The following is a 19,920-nucleotide window of genomic DNA, read 5'->3' on the forward strand; positions in this document are numbered from 1 at the left end:
ATCATCCGTTCGTGGTGGGGTGGAGTTGTGCCAGGTGTGAGGCGAGTTCCACCAGGTCCGTGCCGGCCAGGCGGGGGAGGGCGCAGCCGACCAGAGTCCGGCAGGTGTCGCGCCAGCCGGCCGGGAGCGCGTCGCCGCCGCAGAGCGCGCCGGTCAGGGCGCCGGCGAGGGCGGGGGCGGAGTCCGCGACCCGGGACAGGCAGGCCGCCGCCGGTACGGCCTCGCTGACGCGGCCGCGGGCGGCGGTGGCCAGGGCGAGGGCGACGGGGACGGTTTCGGCGGCGGCGATGCCGTAGCTGTAGACGTGGTCGACGATCTGGTGCTCGAGGGTGGGGACCAGGGCGAAGGCCCCGCCGCAGGGGTGTGTGGCGGTCGCGGCCCGGGCTTCGCGCGCCAGGTGTACGGCGTGGGCCGCGTTGCGGCCGATCTCGGTGGCCCGGGGGAGCTGGGCGAGTGCGGCGTCCACCGCCTCGTCGACCCCGGCGCCGCCCAGGGCGGCCGCGATCGCCGCGGCCATGGCGCGGGCGCCGTGGACGCCGTCGCCGTCCTGGGTGTAGCGGGCGTCGAACTCGGCCAGCACCGCGGCGGCGGCCGGGTCGCCGGGGTGGACGGTGGCGAGGACGGCGGCGCGGATGCAGGCGGCGTCGTCGAAGTAGTGCGGGTTGTCGTGGCCGGTCGCGGGCGGGCGCAGGCCGGTGGCGAGGTTGCCGAGGCCGGCGCGAACGGAGATCCGGGCGCGGAGGGGGAGTACGGCGGACTCGACCTCGGGGGCGCGGTCGGCGGCCGCGGCGACCTCGGCGGCGAGGGCGGTCCAGGCGCGGTCCACCGCGGCGCGGATCCTGCCGGGGCTGGCGGCGAGGATCGTACCGGCGGTGAAGGCGGCCCACTCCGCGTCGTCGGACGGGCCCAGGCGCAGCGGTTCGGGGGGCTGGTTCAGGGCGATGGGGACGGGGAGGGTGGTGGTGGCGTTCTGCTCGGCGAACGTGTCGAGTTCGCGGGTGAGGCGGCGGGTCCAGTCGGGCATACGAGCGGCGCGGTGGCGCGCTGCGGGCCACCCGGCGGCGTCCCCCGCGGCCAGGCCCAGGAGAAGCCCTTCGATCCGGCGCGGTCCGGGCGTGGTGGGGAGTGGCGCCGGCGTGGTGGCTGTGGCCGTGGGGAGTGCGGCTGAGGTGTCCGGCGGTTCGTCCGGGGTGGGCGGTGGGGGGTCGTAGGGGGTCATGACGCTGCCCGGTGGGGATGGGCCCGGGGACCGGTGGAGTCCGGGGAGTCGTCGTCCGGGGTCAGGAGGTCCGCCACGTCGAGGACGTGGTAGTCCCGCATCGACGGGAGGCAGCTTCCTCTCGCCGGGGAGATCACCGAGGCCCAGGCCGGCGGGATCGCCCCGGCCCCGCACATCGCGCCGGCCAGGGCGCCCGCCACCGCCGCCGTGGTGTCCGCGTCGCGGCCCATGTTGACCGCCGTCAGGACCGCGGTGGTGAAGTCGCCCCGGGACGCCGCGAAAGCGCCGAACGCCAGGCCCACTGCCTCCGGGGCCAGATCCGTCCACGGGTAGCCGCCGATCACCACCGCCGAGCGAACCGCCCGTTCGCCGTCCGGGGCCGCGGCCACCGCACGGCGCAGCGAGCGGGCCGTCCAGGAGTCGGACGGGATGACGGACAGGGCGGCGGCGGTGATCGCGGAAGGGCTGTCGCCCGTCATGGCGGCCGCCACGCCCGCCGCCACCGCCTGGCCGCCGTAGATGCCCTCGCCCTCGTGGCTCACGCAGCCGTCGATCGCCACCAGCCGCGCCGCCTCCGCCGGGCGGCCCGCCGCGAACACGCCGAACGGAGCGGCGCGCATCGCCAGGCCGTCGCTCCACGCGTGGCGGTGCTGGGCCGAGATGGGGGCGGCCAGGCCCCGGCGGAGGTTCTCCAGCGTGCCGCGTTCGCTGAAGCCCGCGCCCCGGAATGGGCCTTCGTCCAGGTCGGCGATCCACAGGTGCCACGCATTCTCGACGTGGGCCACGGTGAGCGCCGAGCCGTGGCGGGCCAGGAGGAGACCGGAGAAAATGGCGTACTCCGTGTCGTCCGTACCGGCGGGATCGGAGGACACGAAGCCTTCGATGCGGCCCCAACGGCGGCGGATCTCCGAGGGTTTCATGTTCTCCGCAGGGGCCCCGAGCGCGTCGCCCACCGCCAGCCCGAGCAGGGCGCCCCGCCCCCTGTCGCGGAGTGCGCGAACGGCGTGAAGCTCGCGCAGGGCCTCCAGCGCGCGGCCTTGATCGGTGCGGGATTGCATGGAATCAACTCCCTGGGCTCGTTCCTGGATCTGTGCCACGCGAGGGCCCGGCAAAGGCTCCGAATCGCCAGCGTCACCCGGTCGGCGTGGGGTCTGAGCTGCGGGTAAGTACGGCCTGCCTTGCTGGCGGGCCGCTCGAATCGTGCGTACTTTCGATGCTGTTGAGGGGTGGAGCGGGCCGCATACGGCCCCGCCTCCGGCGAGAGGGGAACGGGCGAAATGGCCATCATCGAGACCGAGGCGACGCTTCACGAGGCGCACCGCGACAACCACACCCACCGTGACGTCAATGGGGGTTGGCTGCGCCCGGCGGTCTTCGGGGCGATGGACGGTCTGGTCTCGAACCTGGCGCTGATGACCGGTGTGGCCGGCGGGTCCGTGGGACAGCAGACGATCGTCATCACCGGCCTCGCCGGACTGGCCGCCGGCGCCTTCTCCATGGCGGCGGGCGAATACACCTCCGTGGCCTCGCAGCGCGAGCTCGTCGAGGCCGAACTGGATGTGGAGCGCAGGGAGTTGCGCAAGCATCCCAAGGACGAGCTGGAGGAGCTCGCCGCGCTCTACGAGTCGCGGGGCGTCGACGCGGACCTGGCGCGTGAGGTCGCCACGCAGCTGTCCAGGGACCCCGAGCAGGCGCTGGAGATCCACGCCCGCGAGGAGCTCGGGATCGACCCCGGGGACCTTCCCTCACCCCTGGTTGCCGCCGTATCGTCGTTCGGGGCGTTCGCGCTGGGCGCCCTGCTGCCCGTACTGCCGTACCTCCTCGGGGCCTCGACGATGTGGCCGGCGGTGGTGCTCGCGCTGGTGGGGCTGTTCGCCTGCGGGGCGCTCGTGGCGAAGGTGACGGCGCGGTCCTGGTGGTTCAGCGGGCTCAGGCAGCTGGCGCTCGGTGGAACCGCGGCGGGTGTGACGTACGCCCTCGGCGCTCTGTTCGGAACAGCCGTAGAGTGAGACACTATGCGGGGCTCCACATAAGTAATCTGTTACTCGGTGGTTTCGTCTTCGCAACCACCGGGCAAGAGCCCACGACACCGCAGGCAATGAAGCCTGCTCCGTGACGACCGGGTGAATGTCGGTCCGTCCGCCTTTGAGTCACCTGCACCGCTATGAGCGGTGTCCGCATGTTGGAATGCGCTATCCACTTCGCGAGAAGCCAGCCATCATGTAACCTGCACGAAATTTCGCGGAGGGCCAACGTCGTCCCTCGGTAGTTGCATATGCCACGACGACGACGGGAGTGCCGATGCGTTCCGACGCCTGGTCGCCCATGGACGGTCGCCCCGCCCAGCAGGGGATGTACGACCCCCGTAACGAGCACGACGCCTGTGGCGTCGGCTTTGTGGCCACCCTGACCGGTGTGGCCAGCCATGAGCTGGTCGAGCAGGCGCTGACCGTACTGCGCAACCTCGAACACCGCGGTGCCACGGGATCCGAGCCCGACTCCGGCGACGGCGCCGGAATCCTGCTCCAGGTCCCTGACGCCTTCCTGCGCGAGGTCACGGAATTCGACCTCCCCGAGGCCGGGGCGTACGCCGTCGGCATCGCCTTCCTTCCCGCCGACGGCTCCGCACAGGCCGTCGAGCGGATCGAGGCGATCGCCGCTGAGGAAGGCCTCGACGTTCTGGGGTGGCGTGAGGTTCCCGTCACTCCCTCCCTGCTCGGCAACGGCGCCCGCGCCACCATGCCGTCCTTCGCCCAGATCTTCGTGGCGGACGGTACGTCGACGGGTCTGGAGCTGGACCGCAAGGCATTCGTCCTGCGCAAGCGCGCCGAGCGTGAGGCCGGTGTCTACTTCCCGTCGCTCTCCGCGCGCACCATCGTCTACAAGGGCATGCTCACCACCGGGCAGCTCGAGCCGTTCTTCCCGGACCTGTCCGACCGGCGCTTCGCGACCACCGTCGCGCTGGTCCACTCGCGGTTCTCGACGAACACCTTCCCGAGCTGGCCGCTCGCCCACCCGTACCGCTTCGTCGCGCACAACGGTGAGATCAACACGGTCAAGGGCAACCGCAACTGGATGCGTGCCCGTGAGTCGCAGCTCGCTTCCGACCTCTTCGGGGCCGAGAAGCTGGAGCGGATCTTCCCCGTCTGTACGCCCGACGCCTCGGACTCCGCGTCTTTCGACGAGGTACTGGAGCTGCTCCACCTGGGTGGACGCTCGCTGCCGCACGCCGTGCTGATGATGGTCCCCGAGGCGTGGGAGAACCACGACTCCATGGACCCGGCCCGCCGCGCGTTCTACCAGTACCACGCCACGATGATGGAGCCCTGGGACGGCCCCGCCTGCGTCACCTTCACCGACGGCACCCAGGTCGGCGCCGTACTCGACCGCAACGGTCTGCGTCCCGGCCGCTACTGGGTGACGGACGACGGGCTGGTCGTGCTGTCCTCCGAGGTGGGCGTGCTGGACATCGACCCGGCCAAGGTGGTCCGCAAGGGCCGGCTGCAGCCCGGCAAGATGTTCCTCGTCGACACCGCCGAGCACCGGATCATCGAGGACGACGAGATCAAGGCCGGCCTCGCCGCCGAGGCTCCGTACCAGGAGTGGCTGGAAGCCGGCGAGATCGAGCTGGAGGACCTGCCCGAGCGTGAGCACATCGTGCACACCCACGCCTCGGTCACCCGCCGCCAGCAGACCTTCGGCTACACCGAGGAAGAGCTCCGCGTCATCCTCGCGCCGATGGCCCGCACCGGCGGCGAGCCGCTCGGCTCCATGGGCACGGACTCGCCCATCGCGGCGCTGTCCGAGCGGCCCCGGCTGCTCTTCGACTACTTCACGCAGCTCTTCGCGCAGGTCACCAACCCGCCGCTGGACGCCATCCGCGAGGAGCTCGTCACCTCGCTGCGCTCGTCGCTCGGCCCGCAGGGCAACATCCTGGAGCCGACCGCCGCGACCTGCCGCAACGTCACGCTGCCGTTCCCGGTGATCGACAACGACGAGCTGGCCAAGCTCATACACATCAACGCCGACGGCGACATGCCGGGCCTGACGGCCGCCACGCTGTCCGGTCTCTACCGCGTCAGCGGCGGCGGGGACGCGCTGGCCGCCCGGATCGAGGAGATCTGCGTCGAGGCCGACGCCGCCATCGAGGCCGGCGCCCGCCTGATCGTGCTCTCCGACCGGCACTCGGACGCCGAGCACGCGCCGATCCCGTCGCTGCTGCTCACCTCCGCCGTGCACCACCACCTCATCCGTACGAAGCAGCGCACCCAGGTGGGCCTGCTCGTCGAGGCCGGCGACGTGCGCGAGGTCCACCACGTCGCGCTGCTCATCGGTTTCGGCGCGGCCGCCGTCAACCCGTACCTGGCCATGGAGTCCGTCGAGGACCTGGTCCGCGCGGGGACGTTCATCGAGGGCGCCGAGCCCGAGCAGGCCATCCGGAACCTGATCTACGCCCTCGGCAAGGGCGTCCTGAAGGTCATGTCCAAGATGGGCATCTCGACCGTCGCCTCCTACCGGGGCGCGCAGGTCTTCGAGGCCGTCGGTCTGGACGAGGCCTTCGTCGAGAAGTACTTCAACGGCACGGCGACCAAGATCGGCGGCGCCGGTCTGGACGTCGTCGCCAAGGAGGTCGCCGCCCGGCACGCCAAGGCGTACCCGGCCTCCGGGATCTCCGCGTCGCACCGCGCGCTGGAGATCGGCGGCGAGTACCAGTGGCGCCGCGAGGGCGAGCCGCACCTGTTCGACCCGGAGACGGTATTCCGCCTCCAGCACGCCACGCGCAACCGCCGGTACGACATCTTCAAGCAGTACACGGACCGGGTGAACGAGCAGTCCGAGCGGCTGATGACGCTGCGTGGGCTCTTCGGGTTCACGTCGGCCCGTGAGGCCATTTCGATCGACGAGGTCGAGCCCGCCTCCGAGATCGTCAAGCGCTTCTCCACCGGCGCCATGTCGTACGGCTCCATCTCCCAGGAGGCGCACGAGACCCTCGCCATCGCCATGAACCAGCTGGGCGGCAAGTCCAACACCGGTGAGGGCGGCGAGGACGCCGAGCGGCTGTACGACCCGGCGCGGCGCTCCAGCATCAAGCAGGTCGCCTCCGGCCGCTTCGGTGTGACGAGCGAGTACCTGGTCAACGCCGACGACATCCAGATCAAGATGGCGCAGGGCGCGAAGCCCGGCGAGGGCGGTCAGCTGCCCGGCCACAAGGTCTACCCGTGGGTCGCGAAGACCCGGCACTCGACACCCGGCGTGGGGCTCATCTCGCCGCCGCCGCACCACGACATCTACTCCATCGAGGACCTGGCTCAGCTGATCCACGACCTCAAGAACGCCAACCCGGCCGCGCGCATCCACGTGAAGCTGGTGTCGGAGGTCGGTGTCGGCACCGTCGCGGCGGGTGTGTCCAAGGCGCACGCCGACGTCGTGCTGATCTCGGGACACGACGGTGGTACGGGTGCTTCGCCGCTCACCTCGCTCAAGCACGCGGGCGGTCCCTGGGAGCTCGGCCTCGCCGAGACCCAGCAGACGCTGCTGCTCAACGGGCTGCGCGACCGTATCGTCGTCCAGACCGACGGTCAGCTGAAGACCGGCCGCGACGTCATCATCGCCGCGCTGCTCGGCGCCGAGGAGTTCGGTTTCGCGACCGCGCCGCTCGTCGTCTCCGGCTGCGTCATGATGCGCGTGTGCCACCTGGACACCTGCCCGGTCGGCATCGCGACGCAGAACCCGGTCCTGCGTGACCGGTTCTCCGGCAAGGCCGAATACATCGTCAACTTCTTCCAGTTCATCGCTGAGGAAGTGCGCGAGCTGCTGGCCGAGCTCGGTTTCCGTACGCTCGAAGAGGCCGTCGGCCACGCCGAGCTGCTCGACACCGACGCGGCCGTGGACCACTGGAAGGCGCAGGGTCTCGACCTGGAGCCGCTCTTCTACGTGCCCGAGCTGCCGGAGGGCGCGGTCCGCCACCAGATCACGACCCAGGACCACGCGCTGGAGAAGGCGCTCGACAACGAGCTGATCAAGCTCGCCGCCGACGCCCTGGCCGTGGAGAGCGCCGAGGCCGCCGGACCGGTCCGCGCTCAGGTCGCGATCCGCAACATCAACCGGACCGTCGGCACGATGCTCGGTCACGAGGTGACGAAGAAGTTCGGCGGGGCCGGTCTGCCCGACGACACCATCGACATCACCTTCACGGGCTCGGCCGGTCAGTCCTTCGGCGCCTTCGTGCCGCGCGGTGTGACGCTGCGACTGGAGGGCGACGCCAACGACTACGTGGGCAAGGGCCTTTCGGGCGGCCGGATCGTCGTCCGTCCCGACCGGGGCGCCGACCACCTCGCCGAGTACTCGACGATCGCGGGCAACACCATCGCGTACGGCGCCACCAGCGGTGAGCTCTTCCTGCGGGGCAGGACGGGCGAGCGCTTCTGCGTCCGCAACTCCGGTGCCACGGTCGTGTCGGAGGGCGTGGGCGACCACGGCTGCGAGTACATGACCGGCGGTCGCGCGGTGGTGCTGGGTGAGACCGGGCGCAACTTCGCGGCCGGCATGTCCGGCGGCATCGCGTACGTCATCGACCTCGACCCGGACAACGTCAACTCAGGCAACGCCGGGGCGGTCGAGGCTCTCGACGACACCGACAAGCTGTGGCTGCACGATGTGGTGCGCCGCCACGAGGAGGAGACCGGGTCCACGGTCGCCTCGAAGCTGCTGGCCGAGTGGGACGCCGCGGTGGCCCGCTTCAGCAAGATCATCCCGTCCACGTACAAGGCAGTGCTCGCCGCCAAGGACGCCGCTGAGCTCGCCGGTCTCTCCGAGCAGGAGACCACCGAGAAGATGATGGAGGCGGCGACCAATGGCTGACCCCAAGGGCTTCCTGACCACCGGACGCGAGGTCGCCGAGACCCGTCCCGCCGGTGAGCGCGTCAAGGACTGGAACGAGGTCTACGTTCCCGGCTCCCTGCTGCCGATCATCAGCAAGCAGGCCGGGCGCTGCATGGACTGCGGCATCCCGTTCTGTCACAACGGCTGTCCGCTCGGGAACCTCATCCCCGAGTGGAACGACTACGCCTACCGCGAGGACTGGGCGGCGGCGTCGGAGCGGCTGCACGCCACGAACAACTTCCCGGAGTTCACCGGGCGGCTGTGCCCGGCCCCGTGCGAGTCGGCGTGCGTGCTCGGCATCAACCAGCCGGCCGTCACCATCAAGAACGTCGAGGTCTCGATCATCGACAAGGCGTGGGGCAACGGCGACGTCACGCCGCAGCCGCCCGAGCGTCTGTCGGGCAAGACCGTCGCCGTCATCGGCTCGGGCCCGGCGGGTCTCGCCGCCGCCCAGCAGCTGACGCGGGCCGGCCACACGGTCGCGGTGTACGAGCGCGCCGACCGCATCGGCGGCCTGCTGCGCTACGGCATCCCCGAGTTCAAGATGGAGAAGGTGCACATCAACCGCCGCATCGAGCAGATGCGCGCGGAGGGCACCAAGTTCCGCACGGAGGTCGAGATCGGCCGCGACATCGACGCCGCCAAGCTGCGGCGCCGGTACGACGCGGTGGTCATCGCCGCCGGTGCGACGGTCTCCCGCGACCTGCCGGTCCCGGGCCGTGAACTGAACGGCATCCACTTCGCGATGGAGTACCTGCCGCTCGCCAACAAGGTGCAGGAGGGCGACCTGACGGTCTCCCCGATCACCGCCGAGGGCAAGCACGTCGTGGTCATCGGCGGCGGCGACACCGGCGCGGACTGCGTGGGCACCGCCCACCGCCAGGGCGCGGCCTCCGTCACGCAGCTGGAGATCATGCCGAGGCCGGGCGAGGACCGTAACGCCAACCAGCCGTGGCCGACGTTCCCGATGCTCTACAAGGTCACCTCCGCGCACGAGGAGGGCGGCGAGCGGGTCTACTCCGTCTCGACCACCCACTTCGAGGGCGACGAGGACGGCAACGTCCAGTTCCTGCACCTCGTCGAGGTGGAGTTCAAGGACGGTAAGCTGGAGCAGAAGGCCGGTACGGAGCGGAAGATCCCCGCTCAGCTGGTCACACTGGCCATGGGCTTCACCGGCACCGACCAGGCGAACGGTCTGGTCCAGCAGTTCGGCCTGGAGCTCGACGCACGCGGCAACGTCGCGCGCGACGCGCAGTACGCGACCAACGTCGACGGCGTCTTCGTCGCCGGTGACGCCGGCCGCGGCCAGTCGCTGATCGTCTGGGCGATCGCCGAGGGTCGCTCGGCGGCCCGGGGCGTGGACCGGTTCCTGACGGGGACGAGCGAACTGCCCGCCCCGGTGAAGCCGACGGACCGTGCCCTGACCGTCTGACGTACGGCCCTTACGGCCCCCAAGACGTCCCGTACAACGGCGTACGGAACTATGCGGCGCCCGCCCTGTCCCCGACCGGACATGGGGCGGGCGCCGCGCCATGTTGTCAGCCCCGCAGCGCCGGGCGCTTGTCCGCCGGGAACTCACCGGGCTCGGCGGGTACGGGAGCGGCACCGGGTTCCTCCTTCGAGGGGGCCAGCATCCGGTGAACCAGGACGGCCGCCACCGCCATCGTGAGGGCGACGAGCGTCAGGGCGAACTGCCAGGCGTACGTGAACTGTCCGGCCAGTTCGGCGTGGCGGGGGCCCGCCAGCTTGCCCGCCGCCACGTCGGCCGCCAGGGCGGCGTCGCCCACGCGGGTCTGGACGAGGGTGATCAGGGCGGCGCCGAAGACGGCGAGCATCAGGGAGTTGGAGCCGGCCCGGATCGTGTTGAGCAGCCCCGAAGCCATGCCCACGTGCTCCTGGGCGACCATGCCCATGGCCTGCGCGTCGACCAGGCCCATGGCCAGGCCGTTGGCCACGCCGATCAGGATCAGCGGGGCGGCGAGGGTGGCGGCGCCGGCGCCGGGGTGCAGCAGGAGGACCAGCAGGGCGTTTCCGGCGGCGGACAGCAGGAGGGCCGTACCGACCAGGTGGCGGGCCGGGACGCCGCGGTTGACCAGGCGGCCGCCGATCTGCGGGACGACGAAGACGGGGGCGGTCATCATCAGCATGACCAGGCCGGCGTCACCGGCGGAGAGGCTGTTGGCACCCTGGAGGTAGGTGGGGAAGAAGATCATCACCCCGGAGGAGCCGATCGCCACGGACGTCGCGCCGACGATCCAGCCCATGAACCGGCGGTTGCGCAGAAGCGCCAGATCCAGCATCGGGCGGTCGGCGCGGCGCTCGACCCGCACGAAGAGGGCGAGCAGTGCGAGACCGCCGAGCAGTGGAACGAGTACCCGCGGGCCGGTCCAGCCCGCCTTGCCGCCCTGGGTGACGGCGAACATGACCAGGCCGAGCGCCGCGATGAAGGTGACCGCGCCGGCCCTGTCCACGCGCGGGCGGCCAGCGGCGCGCGACTCGGTCATGAGGAAGGTCGCGGAGAAGATGACGATGCCGGCGACCCCGAAGACGAGGAAGGCCGTACGCCATCCGAACGCGCCCACCAGCGCGCCGGAGACGCTCGGGCCGACCGCGATGCCGATGCCCGCGACCGTGCCGACCGTCGCGAACACCTTGGTGCGGGCCGGTCCTTCGAAGGCCGTCGCGAGGATCGCGCCGCCGCCCGCCATCACGCCGGCCGCGCCGATCCCGGAGAGCGTGCGGGCCGCGTCCAGGACCAGGATGCTCTGGGCGGTGGAGGCGACGAAGGTGCCGGCGGTGTAGACGGCGGCGCCCGCCGCGTACACCTTCCGGCGTCCGAAGAGGTCGCCGAGCGAGCCCGCGACGAGCATGAACGCGGACGCGGTCAGGAAATAGCCGGTGACGACCCACTGGAGGGACGCGCCCGATGCGTCGAGGTCCCGGCCGATCTCGGGGAGGGCGATCGTCGTGCCGGACATGGACATGGGGAAGGTGAGGTAACCGAGCAGGACGATCAGCAAGGTCATTCCGGCGCGGGGGACACGTATCGGCTTCATGGTTAAACCCTCGTACCTCAAGCGGAGTTGAGGTCAAGCGCCGACTGTGGGGTGCGGGCGTGTCAGGCGGTGAACGGTGGGGTGCGGGCGTCTCAGGCGACGAATGAGGTGAGCGCCGACGTCTTCATCAGCGCGAGCGCGACGAGCAGCACCAGCACCCCGGCGCCCGCGGCCACCTGGATCGCGGTGCGGTTCTTGCGGGGCGCGTACGCCAGGGCGAGGCTGACCAGTCCGCCGGTGAGCAGGCCGCCCAGATGGGCCTGCCAGGAGGTGAACAGCGCGGAGAGCACCATCCAGATCATGAGCCCGGCCATGAACCGGTTGACGGCCTGCATGTCACGGCCCAGACGACGGCAGATCACGTAGTACGACGCGGAGACGCCGAAGATCGCGCCTGAGGCCCCGACGACGACGGTGTGCGGCGCGATCAGGTAGACCAGTACCGAACCACCGAGCGCGGACAGCAGATAGAGAGCGGCGTAGCGCGTCCGGCCGAGCTGGTCCTCGACGGTCCGTCCCACGTTCCACAGACAGAACATGTTCATGATGATGTGCATGATCCCGAAGCTGCCCCCGGTGGTGGGCAGGTGGAGAAAGGCGCCGGTGAACAGCCGGTACCACTCGCCCTCGGCCACCCCGACGACGGTCGGGGCGGCGTAGAAGCCGCCCTCGGGGCCCAGCAGGCCCCAGCCGAGCATGCCGAAGCGTTCGACGAGGTCGGGGCGAGCCAGTTCGCCGAGGTAGGCGAGGACGTTCAGGGTGATCAGTGCGTACGTCACCACCGGTGCGGCCGCCCCGGCCACCGAACCACCGAAGGCAGTACGTGCCTGGCGGACGGATCTGTGGCCGTCCTTGACGCACTCGGGGCACTGGTGGCCGACGGCCGCCTCACGCATGCAGTCCGGGCAGATGAACCGCTCGCAGCGCGTGCAGCTCACGTACGTCTCGTACTTGGGGTGGCGGTAACACGTCGTGACAGCGGCTTCCACGGCCGGCTCCTTGGACTTCTGGGCAAACGGGGGAGAGCCGGTGGGGGTCGGCGCCGATCAAGATAACGTACCGACCCGTATCAGCTACCGAGTGCGGGTCATCCGGTCGTCGAACCGCCGTCGACCGTCAACTCGGTGCCGGTGATGTACGACGACGCGTCCGACACCAGGAAGCGCACGAGCTCACCGACCTCCTCGGGCCGCCCCATCCGCCCGAGCGGCAGATGCGACCAGTCGCGGTCCGCGACCGACGACACCATCGGCGTGTCGATGGCCCCAGGGTGGACGGAGTTGACGCGGATCCCGTACTTCGCGAGGTCGAGCGCGCAGCAACGGGTCAGGCCGCGCAGGCCGAACTTCGCGGACCCGTACGCCGCATGGCCCGGGATGCCGACCAGGCCGGCCGTCGACGAGACATTTACGATCGAACCGCCGCCCGCTTCCTTCATCGCGGGTACGACGGCCCGGATGCCCAGGAACGGGCCGAGAAGGTTGATCCGTACCAGGGCCTCGAAGTTCTCAAGGGTCTCGTCCTCCACGGACGCGGTGCGCCACAGGGCGGCGTTGTTCACGAGGGCGTCGATCCTGCCGTACGCGGCGAGCGCGGCCCGGGTTGTCCCGGCCCAGCTCTGCTGCGACGACACGTCATGACGTACGAACAACCCTTGTCCGCCCAGCGCCTTCGCGACCTCCCGGCCCTCTTCCATCCGTACGTCCGTGACGACCACGCGTGCGCCGGCTTCGGCGAAGAGGCGGGCCTCGGCCGCGCCCTGGCCGCGGCCCGCGCCCGTGATGATCACGACCTTGCCGTCCAGCGGGATGGCGCTCACTTGCCCTCCTGGATCGTCTATGACTAATAGAAATATGTCTATCAGTCATGCAACTCGGAAGGAAGGTGGCTGTCCCACCCGCCCATAGACTGCGGCCCGTGACGGAGAAGAAGCAGGGGACAGGGGAGCGGCCCGCGCTGCCGGCGACGAGCTGGGCCGTGCTCGGCCTGCTGTCCTTCGGTGAGGAACTGTCCGGCTACGACGTGAAGAAGTGGTCGGACGGGTCGCTGCGCTTCTTTTACTGGAGTCCGTCGTTCAGTCAGATCTACAGCGAGCTGAAGCGGCTGGAGCACGCCGGATTCGCGACCTCGCGCATGGTCGCTCAGGACACCGGCACCCGCGACAAGCGGGTGTACAGGATCACCGACGAAGGCATGGACGCCGTCCGCGACTGGGCGCGCAACGCTCCCGTCGACCCGCCAGTGCTCAAGCACGGTCCGATGCTGCGGATCTGGCTCGGGCATCTCCTCGAACCCGAGCAGATGCGCGAGGTGCTCGCGCGCCACCGGGAGTTCGCGGAGACGATGCGCCGGCGCGCGGTCGCGGACAGGGAGGTCGCGAGGGGCGAGGCGGCGTGGGCGTATCCCGCACTCACCCTCAAGTGGGCGGAGCGGTACTACGCCGCCGAGCGGGACCTCACCGACGCCATGCTGTCGGACATCGAGGAGCTGGAAGCCTCGGAGCGCGGGCGCGGCAGGCAGCCGTAGGCGCCCGGGGAAATCGGAACAGCGGGCCCCTCCTGACATCGGCGCCGCGAACGGCTCGGGTCACGTTCCGGACAGGGGCGGATCCAGTTGACGTAACCTCAACAGTCCTGCGAATCCCGCCGATCCGGGCTGCGCCGCCTGTTCCCGTCAGCCCCGTAATCGCGTACGAAACGGAGATCCGACGTGGCGATAAGCCTCCACAAGGTCGAGGAGACCGCGCCCGCGCTCGTCAGCCTCTACAAGAGTGCCGGGGTCTCCCTGCGCAAGCTCGGCATGAGCGGGCAGCGCGCGGCCGTCTACCTGGTCCTCGACTACTCGGGTTCCATGAAGCCGTACTACCAGGACGGCAGCGTGCAGGCGCTCGCCGACCGCGTGCTGGGCCTCTCGGCCAACCTCGACGACGACGGCAGCGTGCCCCTCGTCTTCTTCTCCACGGACGTCGACGCGGTCACGGACATCGCCCTCGACAACCACCGGGGGCGGATCGACAAGATCGTCGCCGGGCTCGGGCACATGGGCAGGACCAGCTACCACCTGGCCATGGACGCCGTGATCGACCACTACCTCGACAGCGGATCGACGGCTCCCGCCCTGGTGGTCTTCCAGACCGACGGCGGCCCGATCAACAAGCTCGCGGCGGAGCGCTACGTCTGCAAGGCCGCGAAGCTGCCGCTGTTCTGGCAGTTCGTGGGCTTCGGCAATACGCGGAGTACGCAGTTCGACTTCCTGCGCAAGCTGGACGAACTGGCCGTACCGGCGAGGCGTCCGGTCGACAACGCGGGGTACTTCCACGCCGGGCAGGATCCGCGTCAGGTCTCGGACGCGGAGCTGTACGACCAGCTGGTGCGGGAGTTCCCGGCGTGGCTGGCGGCGGCGCGGGCGCAGGGCATCGTGCGATGACGGTCAGGGTGCTGAGAGCGGCCGACCGTGAGGCCGTGGCGTGGAAGAACGGGGGTGGGGTAACCCGGGGGATCGCGGCTTCCCCCGAGGGCGCCGGGATGGCGGAGTTCGACTGGCGGATCAGCCTCGCGGACGTCGAAGCGGACGGCCCGTTCTCGGCCTTCCCCGACGTGGACCGGATCCTGACGATGGCCGAAGGTGCGGGGATGGACCTCACGGTGGGCGGGGAGCGACGGCTCGTCGACGAGCGGTACGTCCCGCAGGACTTCCCCGGGGACATCGCCACCGACTGCCAACTGATCGGCGGCCGGGTCGTGAACTTCAACGTCATGCACCGCAGGGGCCGGACGGCGGCGCGGGTGGCGGTGCTGCGCGGCGGCCTGAACGTCGCGGTTCCGCCCGGTGGGACAGTGGTGATCGTCTCCCTCGACGGCACAGCGTTGTTCGACAGTGTCACCCTTGGCCGGTACGACGCCGTGGTCACCGCGTCTCCGGGCGCCCTGTTCAGCCGGGGGCACACCGCTGTGGTCACTCTGACGAGCGGCGGCTGATCTGTCTGTCCCCCGGGGGGCCGGGAGGCGGCTGCTGCGCCGACCTGGGGGCGCTGATCCGTGGCCGCTGCCGGCCCCGCGCGGCGGTGGGTCCGAGGCCGCGCCGTGCGGGACCGGCCGTCCGCACGGTCAGCCCCGCGCAGCCGGTATCGGCGCGGGCATCGAGCAATTCCGATCGGTGCCGTATTCGCCGTCGGAATACCGGACAGGAGGTGTCGGGTATCCGGGTTTCAATGGCGCCATGGTTATCGGTTGGGCAGACTTCCAGGCCGCGGAACCGCAGTTCGCGGATGTCGTGCGGCAGCGATTTCAGCAGTACAGGCACCACGTCCTCGCGACGATCCGCAAGGATGGATCGCCGCGCGTGACCGGGCTCGAAGTGACCTTCCTGCACGGTGAGTTGTGGTTCGGGATGATGCCGTACTCGCGCAAGGCGCAGGACCTTCAGCGCGATCCGCGGTTCGCCGTCCAGGCGAACCCCGGGGCGGATGACGAGATGCGCGACGGAGACGTGCGGATCAGCGGCCGGGCGGTGGAGGTCACCGACCCCGAGGTGATCGCCCGTTTCGTCGGTGAGATCAAGCCGCCGGAGCCCTTCCATCTGTTCCGGGTGGAGCCGGCCGAGGTGGTCAGGACGTCCGTCGAGGGCGACGCGCTCGTCGTACGGACCTGGCGGCCGGGCCGTCCGGTACGCACGATCCGCCGGGGGAACTCCGACGAAGCGCCTCGAGAGGGCTGAGGGCCGTGTTCGGGCCGGCCGCCGCGGGCCGTGGGCGGGACCCCGACCTCGGCGGCCACTTGCCCCACCCCGCACGCCTGTTGCGGCAAGGCGGCCGCCGGGCGCCTGGTCCCGCGCCCGGCCGGGCGACGGGTGCCGGGCACCGGGTCATCCGGCCCCGGCCAGCACCCTCCGCCGGCACTCCGACGGTGTTCCCCACGCGTCCCGCAGCGGGCGGGCCTTGCGGAGCCAGAGGGAGAGGTCCAGCTCCTCCGTATAGCCGACCGCTCCGTGCAGCTGGAGCGCCGTCCGGGCCGCGGCGTACGCCGCCTCGCCCGCCGCGAGCTTCGCCGCGGCTGTGTCGCCGGACGTCATGGACAGCGCGGCCCCGAAGAGCAGCGGCCGGGCGAACTCCAGCCCGATCAGTGTGTCGGCCAGCCGGTGCTTGACCGCCTGGAAGCCGCCGATGGCCGTCCCGAACTGCGTGCGCTGCTTGACGTACCTCACCGTCCGGTCCAGCAGCGCGAGCCCCGTGCCCAGCGCCTGCGCCGCGGTGGCGAACGCCGCCCAGTCGGCGGCGTGCCCGGCGGCCGCCGTCACGGCGGGCCCGGCGGCGAGCAGTTCACCGCCCGGATCGGGCCGGTACAGCCGGCGCGCCGGATCCGTCGACGGGTGGAGCACGCCGTACCCGGGAGCGAGCCGCAGCTCGTCGCCGTGCACGGTCAGGAGGTACGTCGCCGAATCCGCGTCCAGCGCGTACGGGCCGCCGCCCGGCAGCGTGAGCGTCGCGCACGCTCCACCGGAGGCCAGCGCCGGCAACAGCCGCTTCGCCGGGCCGTCCTCGCCGTGCGAGGCGAGGTGGGCCAGCAGGGCGGCGGCCGCGACGGTCTCCACCACCGGACCCGGCACGGCGTGCCGCCCGACTTCCGCACAGGCCACCGCCAGTTCGACCGGCAGCGGCCCCACCCCCTCGTACGCCTCGGGAACGGCCAGCGCGAAGACGCCCGCCCCCGCGAGCCGCGTCCACAGCGCGTTCCCGGGAACGGCGTTTCCGGCCGCCCAGGACCGGACAACCGCCGGTGTGTCCGCGCCCGTCAGCATCGCGTCCAGGGAACGGCCGAAAGCGGCCTGCTCGTCGGTCAGCAGGAACCTCATCAGCGGCGGCCCTTCGGGAGGCCGAGCAGCCGCTCGGCGATGATGTCGCGCTGGATCTCGTTCGTTCCCGCGTAGATCGGCCCGGCGAGCGAGAACACGTACCCCTCGGCCCACTCGCTCCGTGCCAGCTCCCCGTCCGCGCCGAGCAGATCGAGCGCGGTCTCGTGCAGAGCGATGTCGTAGTCCGACCAGAAGACCTTGTTGAGGCTGGACTCCGCCCCGATGGCCGCGCCCGCCGCGAAGCGCGAAGCGTTGGCGTACGTGAACAGTTGATAGGCGCGCGCCCCGACAATCGCGTCCGCCACCCGGTCGCGCAGCGCCGTGTCCGAAGGGTCGGCCGACGTGCGCCACCGCTGGACCAGCCGGTCGGCGGCGGCGACGAAACGGCCAGGGGAGCGCAGAGTCAGCCCGCGTTCGTTCCCGGTCGTCGACATGGCGATCCGCCAGCCCTGCCCGGGCTCCCCGATGACGTCCTCGTCCGGTACGAACACGTCGTCCAGGAAGAGTTCCGCGAAGGCGGGCTTGCCGTCGAGCCGGCCGATGGGGCGGACCGTGACCCCGTCCGCCCTCAGGTCGAACATGAGGTACGTCAGACCGTGGTGGAGCCTGGCCGCACCGGGGTCGGTACGGAAGATCCCGAAGGCCCGGTCCGCGAAGGCGGCCCGCGACGACCAGGTCTTGTGCCCGGACAGCAGCCACCCGCCGTCCGTCCGCACGGCGCGGGACCGGAGGGAGGCGAGGTCCGACCCCGACTCCGGCTCGGACCAGGCCTGCGCCCAGATCACCTCGCCGCTCGCCATGGACGGCAGGACGCGGGCGCGCTGCTCGGCGGTGGCGTGGTCGAAGAGCGTCGGTGCGAGGAGGCTGATGCCGTTCTGCGAGACCCGCCCCGGGGCGCCCGCCGCGAAGTACTCCTCCTCGAAGACCAGCCACTCGAAAATGTCTGCGCCCCGGCCGCCGTACTCCTCGGGCCACGACACCACCGACCAGCGGTCCGCGTGCAGCCGCGCTTCCCATGCGCGATGAGCGGCGAAACCCTCTTCCGTCTCCAGGGAGGGGAGCGGCCGCGCGGGGACGTGCGCGGCCAGCCACGCCCGCGCCTCGGCGCGGAAGGCGTCCTCCTCGGGGGTGTGCCGCAGGTCCATCAGGAGCTCGCCTTCTTCATCGCGGCCACATCCATCCCGCCGAGCGAGTCGGCGGCCGTCTCGGCGTTGTGCGCGTGGGCGAGGTGGTGCAGGCCGAAGACCGAGTCCATGCCGGTGTGCATGCCCTGGAGGTCCTCCGCCTGGTTCACGGCCCGCTTGGTGAGGGCCAGCCCCAGGCGCGGCATCGCGGCGATCCGAAGAGCCAGTTCCTCGGTACGTTCAGCCAGTTCGGCCCGCTCCACGACACGGTTGACCATGCCGACCTCGTACGCCCTGCGTGCCGGCATCCGGTCGCCCGTGTAGAGGAACTCCTTGGCGATCCTCGGCGGCATGACCCAGGGGTGCGCGAAATACTCGACCCCGGGAATGCCCATCCGCACCACCGGATCGGCGAAGAACGCGTCCTCGGAGGCGACGATCAGGTCGCAGATCCAGGCGAGCATCAGCCCGCCCGCGACGCACGCTCCCTGGACGGACGCGACGACCGGCTTCGGCAGTTCACGCCAGCGCCGGCACATGCCCAGATAGACCTCCGACTCACGGGCGAAGCGCGATTCGGCGCCCTGCTTGTCGGAGTGGTCCCACCAGAGGCCCGCCCTGCGCTCGAAGGGGAGGTGGGCGTCGCGCCCGGGCGTGCCGATGTCGTGGCCCGCGGAGAAGTGCTCGCCGGCTCCCGCCAGCACGATCACCTTCACGTCGGCGTCTTCCGCCGCGCGGTAGAAGGCCTCGTCCAGGGCGTAGGTCATCGCGGAGTTCTGGGCGTTGCGGTAGCGGGGGCGGTTGAGGGTGACGTGGGCGAGCGGGCCGCGGCGCTCGTACAGCACGGGTTCCTCGCGGGCAGTGGGCATCGGTCATCCTTCCCTAACAAGTGTTTGGTAGGTTAACGTACGGCCATAGCAGCGTCGAGGGAGGAACGGGCATGAGCGCACCCGAGAACCCGTCCAAGGCCGTTCCCGGGAACCGGCACGCGGCCGTTCCCGGGAACGCTCCCGAGTACGTGCCGGGGCACGGTCTGCTCAAGGGCCGCACCGCAGTCATCACCGCCGCCGCCGGGGCCGGTATCGGCGGCGCCACCGCGCGCAAGTTCCTGGAGGAGGGCGCACGCATCCTCATCGGCGATGCGCACGCCCGCCGCCTGAAAGAGACCGAGGAGGCGCTCGCCGGGGAGTTCGGTGCCGGGAAAGTCGCCTCCCTGCCGTGCGACGTCACCGAAGAGGCCGAGGTGGGGGCGCTCTTCGACCTCGCCGTACGCGAACACGGCGGCCTGGACATCGTCGTCAACAACGCGGGCCTCGGCGGCACGGCCCACCTCGTCGACATGACCGACGAACAGTGGTCCAAGGTCGTCGACGTCACGCTGAACGGCACCTTCCGCTGCACCCGGGCGGCTCTGCGTGCCCTGAAGGCGGCCGGCCGGGGCGGCGTCGTCGTCAACAACGCCTCCGTCGTCGGCTGGCGCGCCCAGACGGGCCAGGCCCACTACGCCGCCGCCAAGGCAGGGGTCATGGCGCTCACCCGGTGCGCGGCCGTCGAGGCGGCGGCGTACGGCGTGCGCGTCAACGCCGTCGCGCCCAGCCTCGCCATGCATCCGCACCTGGTGAAGGTGACCTCGGCCGAGCTGCTCGCCGAACTCACCGAGCGCGAGGCCTTCGGGAGGTACGCCGAGCCCTGGGAGGTGGCGAACGTCATCGTCTTCCTCGCCAGCGGCTACTCCTCGTACATGACCGGCGAGACGGTCTCCATCAGCAGCCAGCGTGCCTAGGCGGAC

At 71.0% G+C, this 19,920-nt stretch carries 16 protein-coding genes; 8 read left to right on the forward strand and 8 right to left on the reverse strand.

Annotated elements, in window-relative coordinates:
- Position 1: 1 nt before the first annotated feature.
- Both ACWIHY_RS21050 and ACWIHY_RS21055 read right to left on the reverse strand, forming a co-directional pair.
- Positions 2-1,219, reverse strand: a complete 1,218-nt coding sequence (locus ACWIHY_RS21050; protein WP_454377177.1) for an ADP-ribosylglycohydrolase family protein — start codon at positions 1,217-1,219, stop codon at positions 2-4.
- Positions 1,216-2,277, reverse strand: a complete 1,062-nt coding sequence (locus tag ACWIHY_RS21055; protein WP_454377178.1) for an ADP-ribosylglycohydrolase family protein — start codon at positions 2,275-2,277, stop codon at positions 1,216-1,218. Before ACWIHY_RS21055 ends, ACWIHY_RS21050 begins: the two co-directional genes overlap by 4 nt.
- A 219-nt stretch (positions 2,278-2,496) precedes the next feature.
- On the opposite strand from ACWIHY_RS21055, the gene ACWIHY_RS21060 reads away from it, so the two are divergent.
- The 3 genes from ACWIHY_RS21060 to ACWIHY_RS21070 all read left to right on the forward strand — a co-directional run bounded on the left by ACWIHY_RS21060 (position 2,497) and on the right by ACWIHY_RS21070 (position 9,533).
- Positions 2,497-3,228: a VIT1/CCC1 transporter family protein gene (locus tag ACWIHY_RS21060; RefSeq protein WP_454377179.1), complete on the forward strand. Its 732-nt coding sequence runs from the start codon at positions 2,497-2,499 to the stop codon at positions 3,226-3,228.
- Between the two features lie 292 nt (positions 3,229-3,520).
- Positions 3,521-8,080 (forward strand): glutamate synthase large subunit, encoded by a 4,560-nt coding sequence (gltB, locus tag ACWIHY_RS21065; RefSeq protein ID WP_454377180.1) that lies wholly within the window; start codon positions 3,521-3,523, stop codon positions 8,078-8,080.
- Complete coding sequence (locus ACWIHY_RS21070) at positions 8,073-9,533, forward strand: glutamate synthase subunit beta (RefSeq protein ID WP_454377181.1); 1,461 nt, start codon at positions 8,073-8,075, stop codon at positions 9,531-9,533. The genes gltB and ACWIHY_RS21070 overlap by 8 nt, the downstream gene beginning before the upstream one ends.
- Positions 9,534-9,639: 106 nt before the next feature.
- On the opposite strand, the gene ACWIHY_RS21075 is transcribed toward ACWIHY_RS21070, so the two are convergent.
- The 3 genes from ACWIHY_RS21075 to ACWIHY_RS21085 form a co-directional block, all read right to left on the reverse strand.
- On the reverse strand, positions 9,640-11,157 hold the full coding sequence (locus ACWIHY_RS21075) for an MFS transporter (RefSeq protein WP_454377182.1): 1,518 nt from the start codon (positions 11,155-11,157) through the stop codon (positions 9,640-9,642).
- Positions 11,158-11,249: 92 nt separating this feature from the next.
- A complete protein-coding gene (locus ACWIHY_RS21080; RefSeq protein WP_454377183.1) occupies positions 11,250-12,146 on the reverse strand; it encodes a rhomboid family intramembrane serine protease in 897 nt (298 codons plus the stop codon).
- A gap of 98 nt (positions 12,147-12,244) precedes the next feature.
- Entirely contained in the window at positions 12,245-12,967 is a 723-nt protein-coding gene (locus ACWIHY_RS21085) for an SDR family NAD(P)-dependent oxidoreductase (protein ID WP_454377215.1), read from the reverse strand.
- Positions 12,968-13,074: 107 nt separating this feature from the next.
- Here ACWIHY_RS21085 and ACWIHY_RS21090 point away from each other — a divergent pair, with 107 nt between their 5' ends.
- The 4 genes from ACWIHY_RS21090 to ACWIHY_RS21105 all read left to right on the forward strand — a co-directional run bounded on the left by ACWIHY_RS21090 (position 13,075) and on the right by ACWIHY_RS21105 (position 15,873).
- Positions 13,075-13,683, forward strand: coding sequence for a helix-turn-helix transcriptional regulator (locus ACWIHY_RS21090; protein WP_454377184.1), 609 nt, complete (start codon positions 13,075-13,077; stop codon positions 13,681-13,683).
- A gap of 183 nt (positions 13,684-13,866) precedes the next feature.
- The gene (locus ACWIHY_RS21095; protein WP_454377185.1) at positions 13,867-14,583 is read left to right on the forward strand and encodes a VWA domain-containing protein; all 717 of its coding nucleotides are present in this window, start codon (positions 13,867-13,869) and stop codon (positions 14,581-14,583) included.
- Positions 14,580-15,134: a HutD/Ves family protein gene (locus tag ACWIHY_RS21100; protein ID WP_454377186.1), complete on the forward strand. Its 555-nt coding sequence runs from the start codon at positions 14,580-14,582 to the stop codon at positions 15,132-15,134. The genes ACWIHY_RS21095 and ACWIHY_RS21100 overlap by 4 nt, the downstream gene beginning before the upstream one ends.
- A gap of 241 nt (positions 15,135-15,375) precedes the next feature.
- Positions 15,376-15,873: a pyridoxamine 5'-phosphate oxidase family protein gene (locus ACWIHY_RS21105; RefSeq protein WP_454377187.1), complete on the forward strand. Its 498-nt coding sequence runs from the start codon at positions 15,376-15,378 to the stop codon at positions 15,871-15,873.
- Between the two features lie 147 nt (positions 15,874-16,020).
- On the opposite strand, the gene ACWIHY_RS21110 is transcribed toward ACWIHY_RS21105, so the two are convergent.
- Genes ACWIHY_RS21110 through ACWIHY_RS21120 form a run of 3 tightly spaced genes read right to left on the reverse strand, consistent with a single transcriptional unit; the run spans position 16,021 to position 19,000 of the window.
- A complete protein-coding gene (locus tag ACWIHY_RS21110; RefSeq protein ID WP_454377188.1) occupies positions 16,021-17,007 on the reverse strand; it encodes an acyl-CoA dehydrogenase family protein in 987 nt (328 codons plus the stop codon).
- On the reverse strand, positions 17,007-18,152 hold the full coding sequence (locus ACWIHY_RS21115; RefSeq protein WP_454377189.1) for an acyl-CoA dehydrogenase family protein: 1,146 nt from the start codon (positions 18,150-18,152) through the stop codon (positions 17,007-17,009). Before ACWIHY_RS21115 ends, ACWIHY_RS21110 begins: the two co-directional genes overlap by 1 nt.
- Positions 18,152-19,000: an enoyl-CoA hydratase gene (locus ACWIHY_RS21120; RefSeq protein ID WP_454377190.1), complete on the reverse strand. Its 849-nt coding sequence runs from the start codon at positions 18,998-19,000 to the stop codon at positions 18,152-18,154. Before ACWIHY_RS21120 ends, ACWIHY_RS21115 begins: the two co-directional genes overlap by 1 nt.
- 71 nt (positions 19,001-19,071) lie before the next feature.
- Between ACWIHY_RS21120 and ACWIHY_RS21125 the strand changes: the two genes are divergently transcribed.
- Positions 19,072-19,914 (forward strand): SDR family oxidoreductase, encoded by an 843-nt coding sequence (locus ACWIHY_RS21125; protein ID WP_454377191.1) that lies wholly within the window; start codon positions 19,072-19,074, stop codon positions 19,912-19,914.
- The last annotated feature ends 6 nt before the right edge of the window (positions 19,915-19,920 follow it).

This window comes from Streptomyces sp. NPDC055287 (assembly GCF_053646035.1).

Bases quoted from the DNA above. Each gene is read 5' to 3' on its own strand.
- ACWIHY_RS21050 (WP_454377177.1), bottom strand. From the start codon at position 1,219: ATGACCCCCTACGACCCCCCACCGCCCACCCCGGACGAACCGCCGGAC.
- ACWIHY_RS21075 (WP_454377182.1), bottom strand. From the start codon at position 11,157: ATGAAGCCGATACGTGTCCCCCGCGCCGGAATGACCTTGCTGATCGTC.
- gltB (WP_454377180.1), top strand. From the start codon at position 3,521: ATGCGTTCCGACGCCTGGTCGCCCATGGACGGTCGCCCCGCCCAGCAG.
- ACWIHY_RS21070 (WP_454377181.1), top strand. From the start codon at position 8,073: ATGGCTGACCCCAAGGGCTTCCTGACCACCGGACGCGAGGTCGCCGAG.
- ACWIHY_RS21110 (WP_454377188.1), bottom strand. From the start codon at position 17,007: ATGAGGTTCCTGCTGACCGACGAGCAGGCCGCTTTCGGCCGTTCCCTG.
- ACWIHY_RS21120 (WP_454377190.1), bottom strand. From the start codon at position 19,000: ATGCCCACTGCCCGCGAGGAACCCGTGCTGTACGAGCGCCGCGGCCCG.
- ACWIHY_RS21105 (WP_454377187.1), top strand. From the start codon at position 15,376: ATGGTTATCGGTTGGGCAGACTTCCAGGCCGCGGAACCGCAGTTCGCG.
- ACWIHY_RS21100 (WP_454377186.1), top strand. From the start codon at position 14,580: ATGACGGTCAGGGTGCTGAGAGCGGCCGACCGTGAGGCCGTGGCGTGG.
- ACWIHY_RS21055 (WP_454377178.1), bottom strand. From the start codon at position 2,277: ATGCAATCCCGCACCGATCAAGGCCGCGCGCTGGAGGCCCTGCGCGAG.
- ACWIHY_RS21060 (WP_454377179.1), top strand. From the start codon at position 2,497: ATGGCCATCATCGAGACCGAGGCGACGCTTCACGAGGCGCACCGCGAC.
- ACWIHY_RS21125 (WP_454377191.1), top strand. From the start codon at position 19,072: ATGAGCGCACCCGAGAACCCGTCCAAGGCCGTTCCCGGGAACCGGCAC.
- ACWIHY_RS21115 (WP_454377189.1), bottom strand. From the start codon at position 18,152: ATGGACCTGCGGCACACCCCCGAGGAGGACGCCTTCCGCGCCGAGGCG.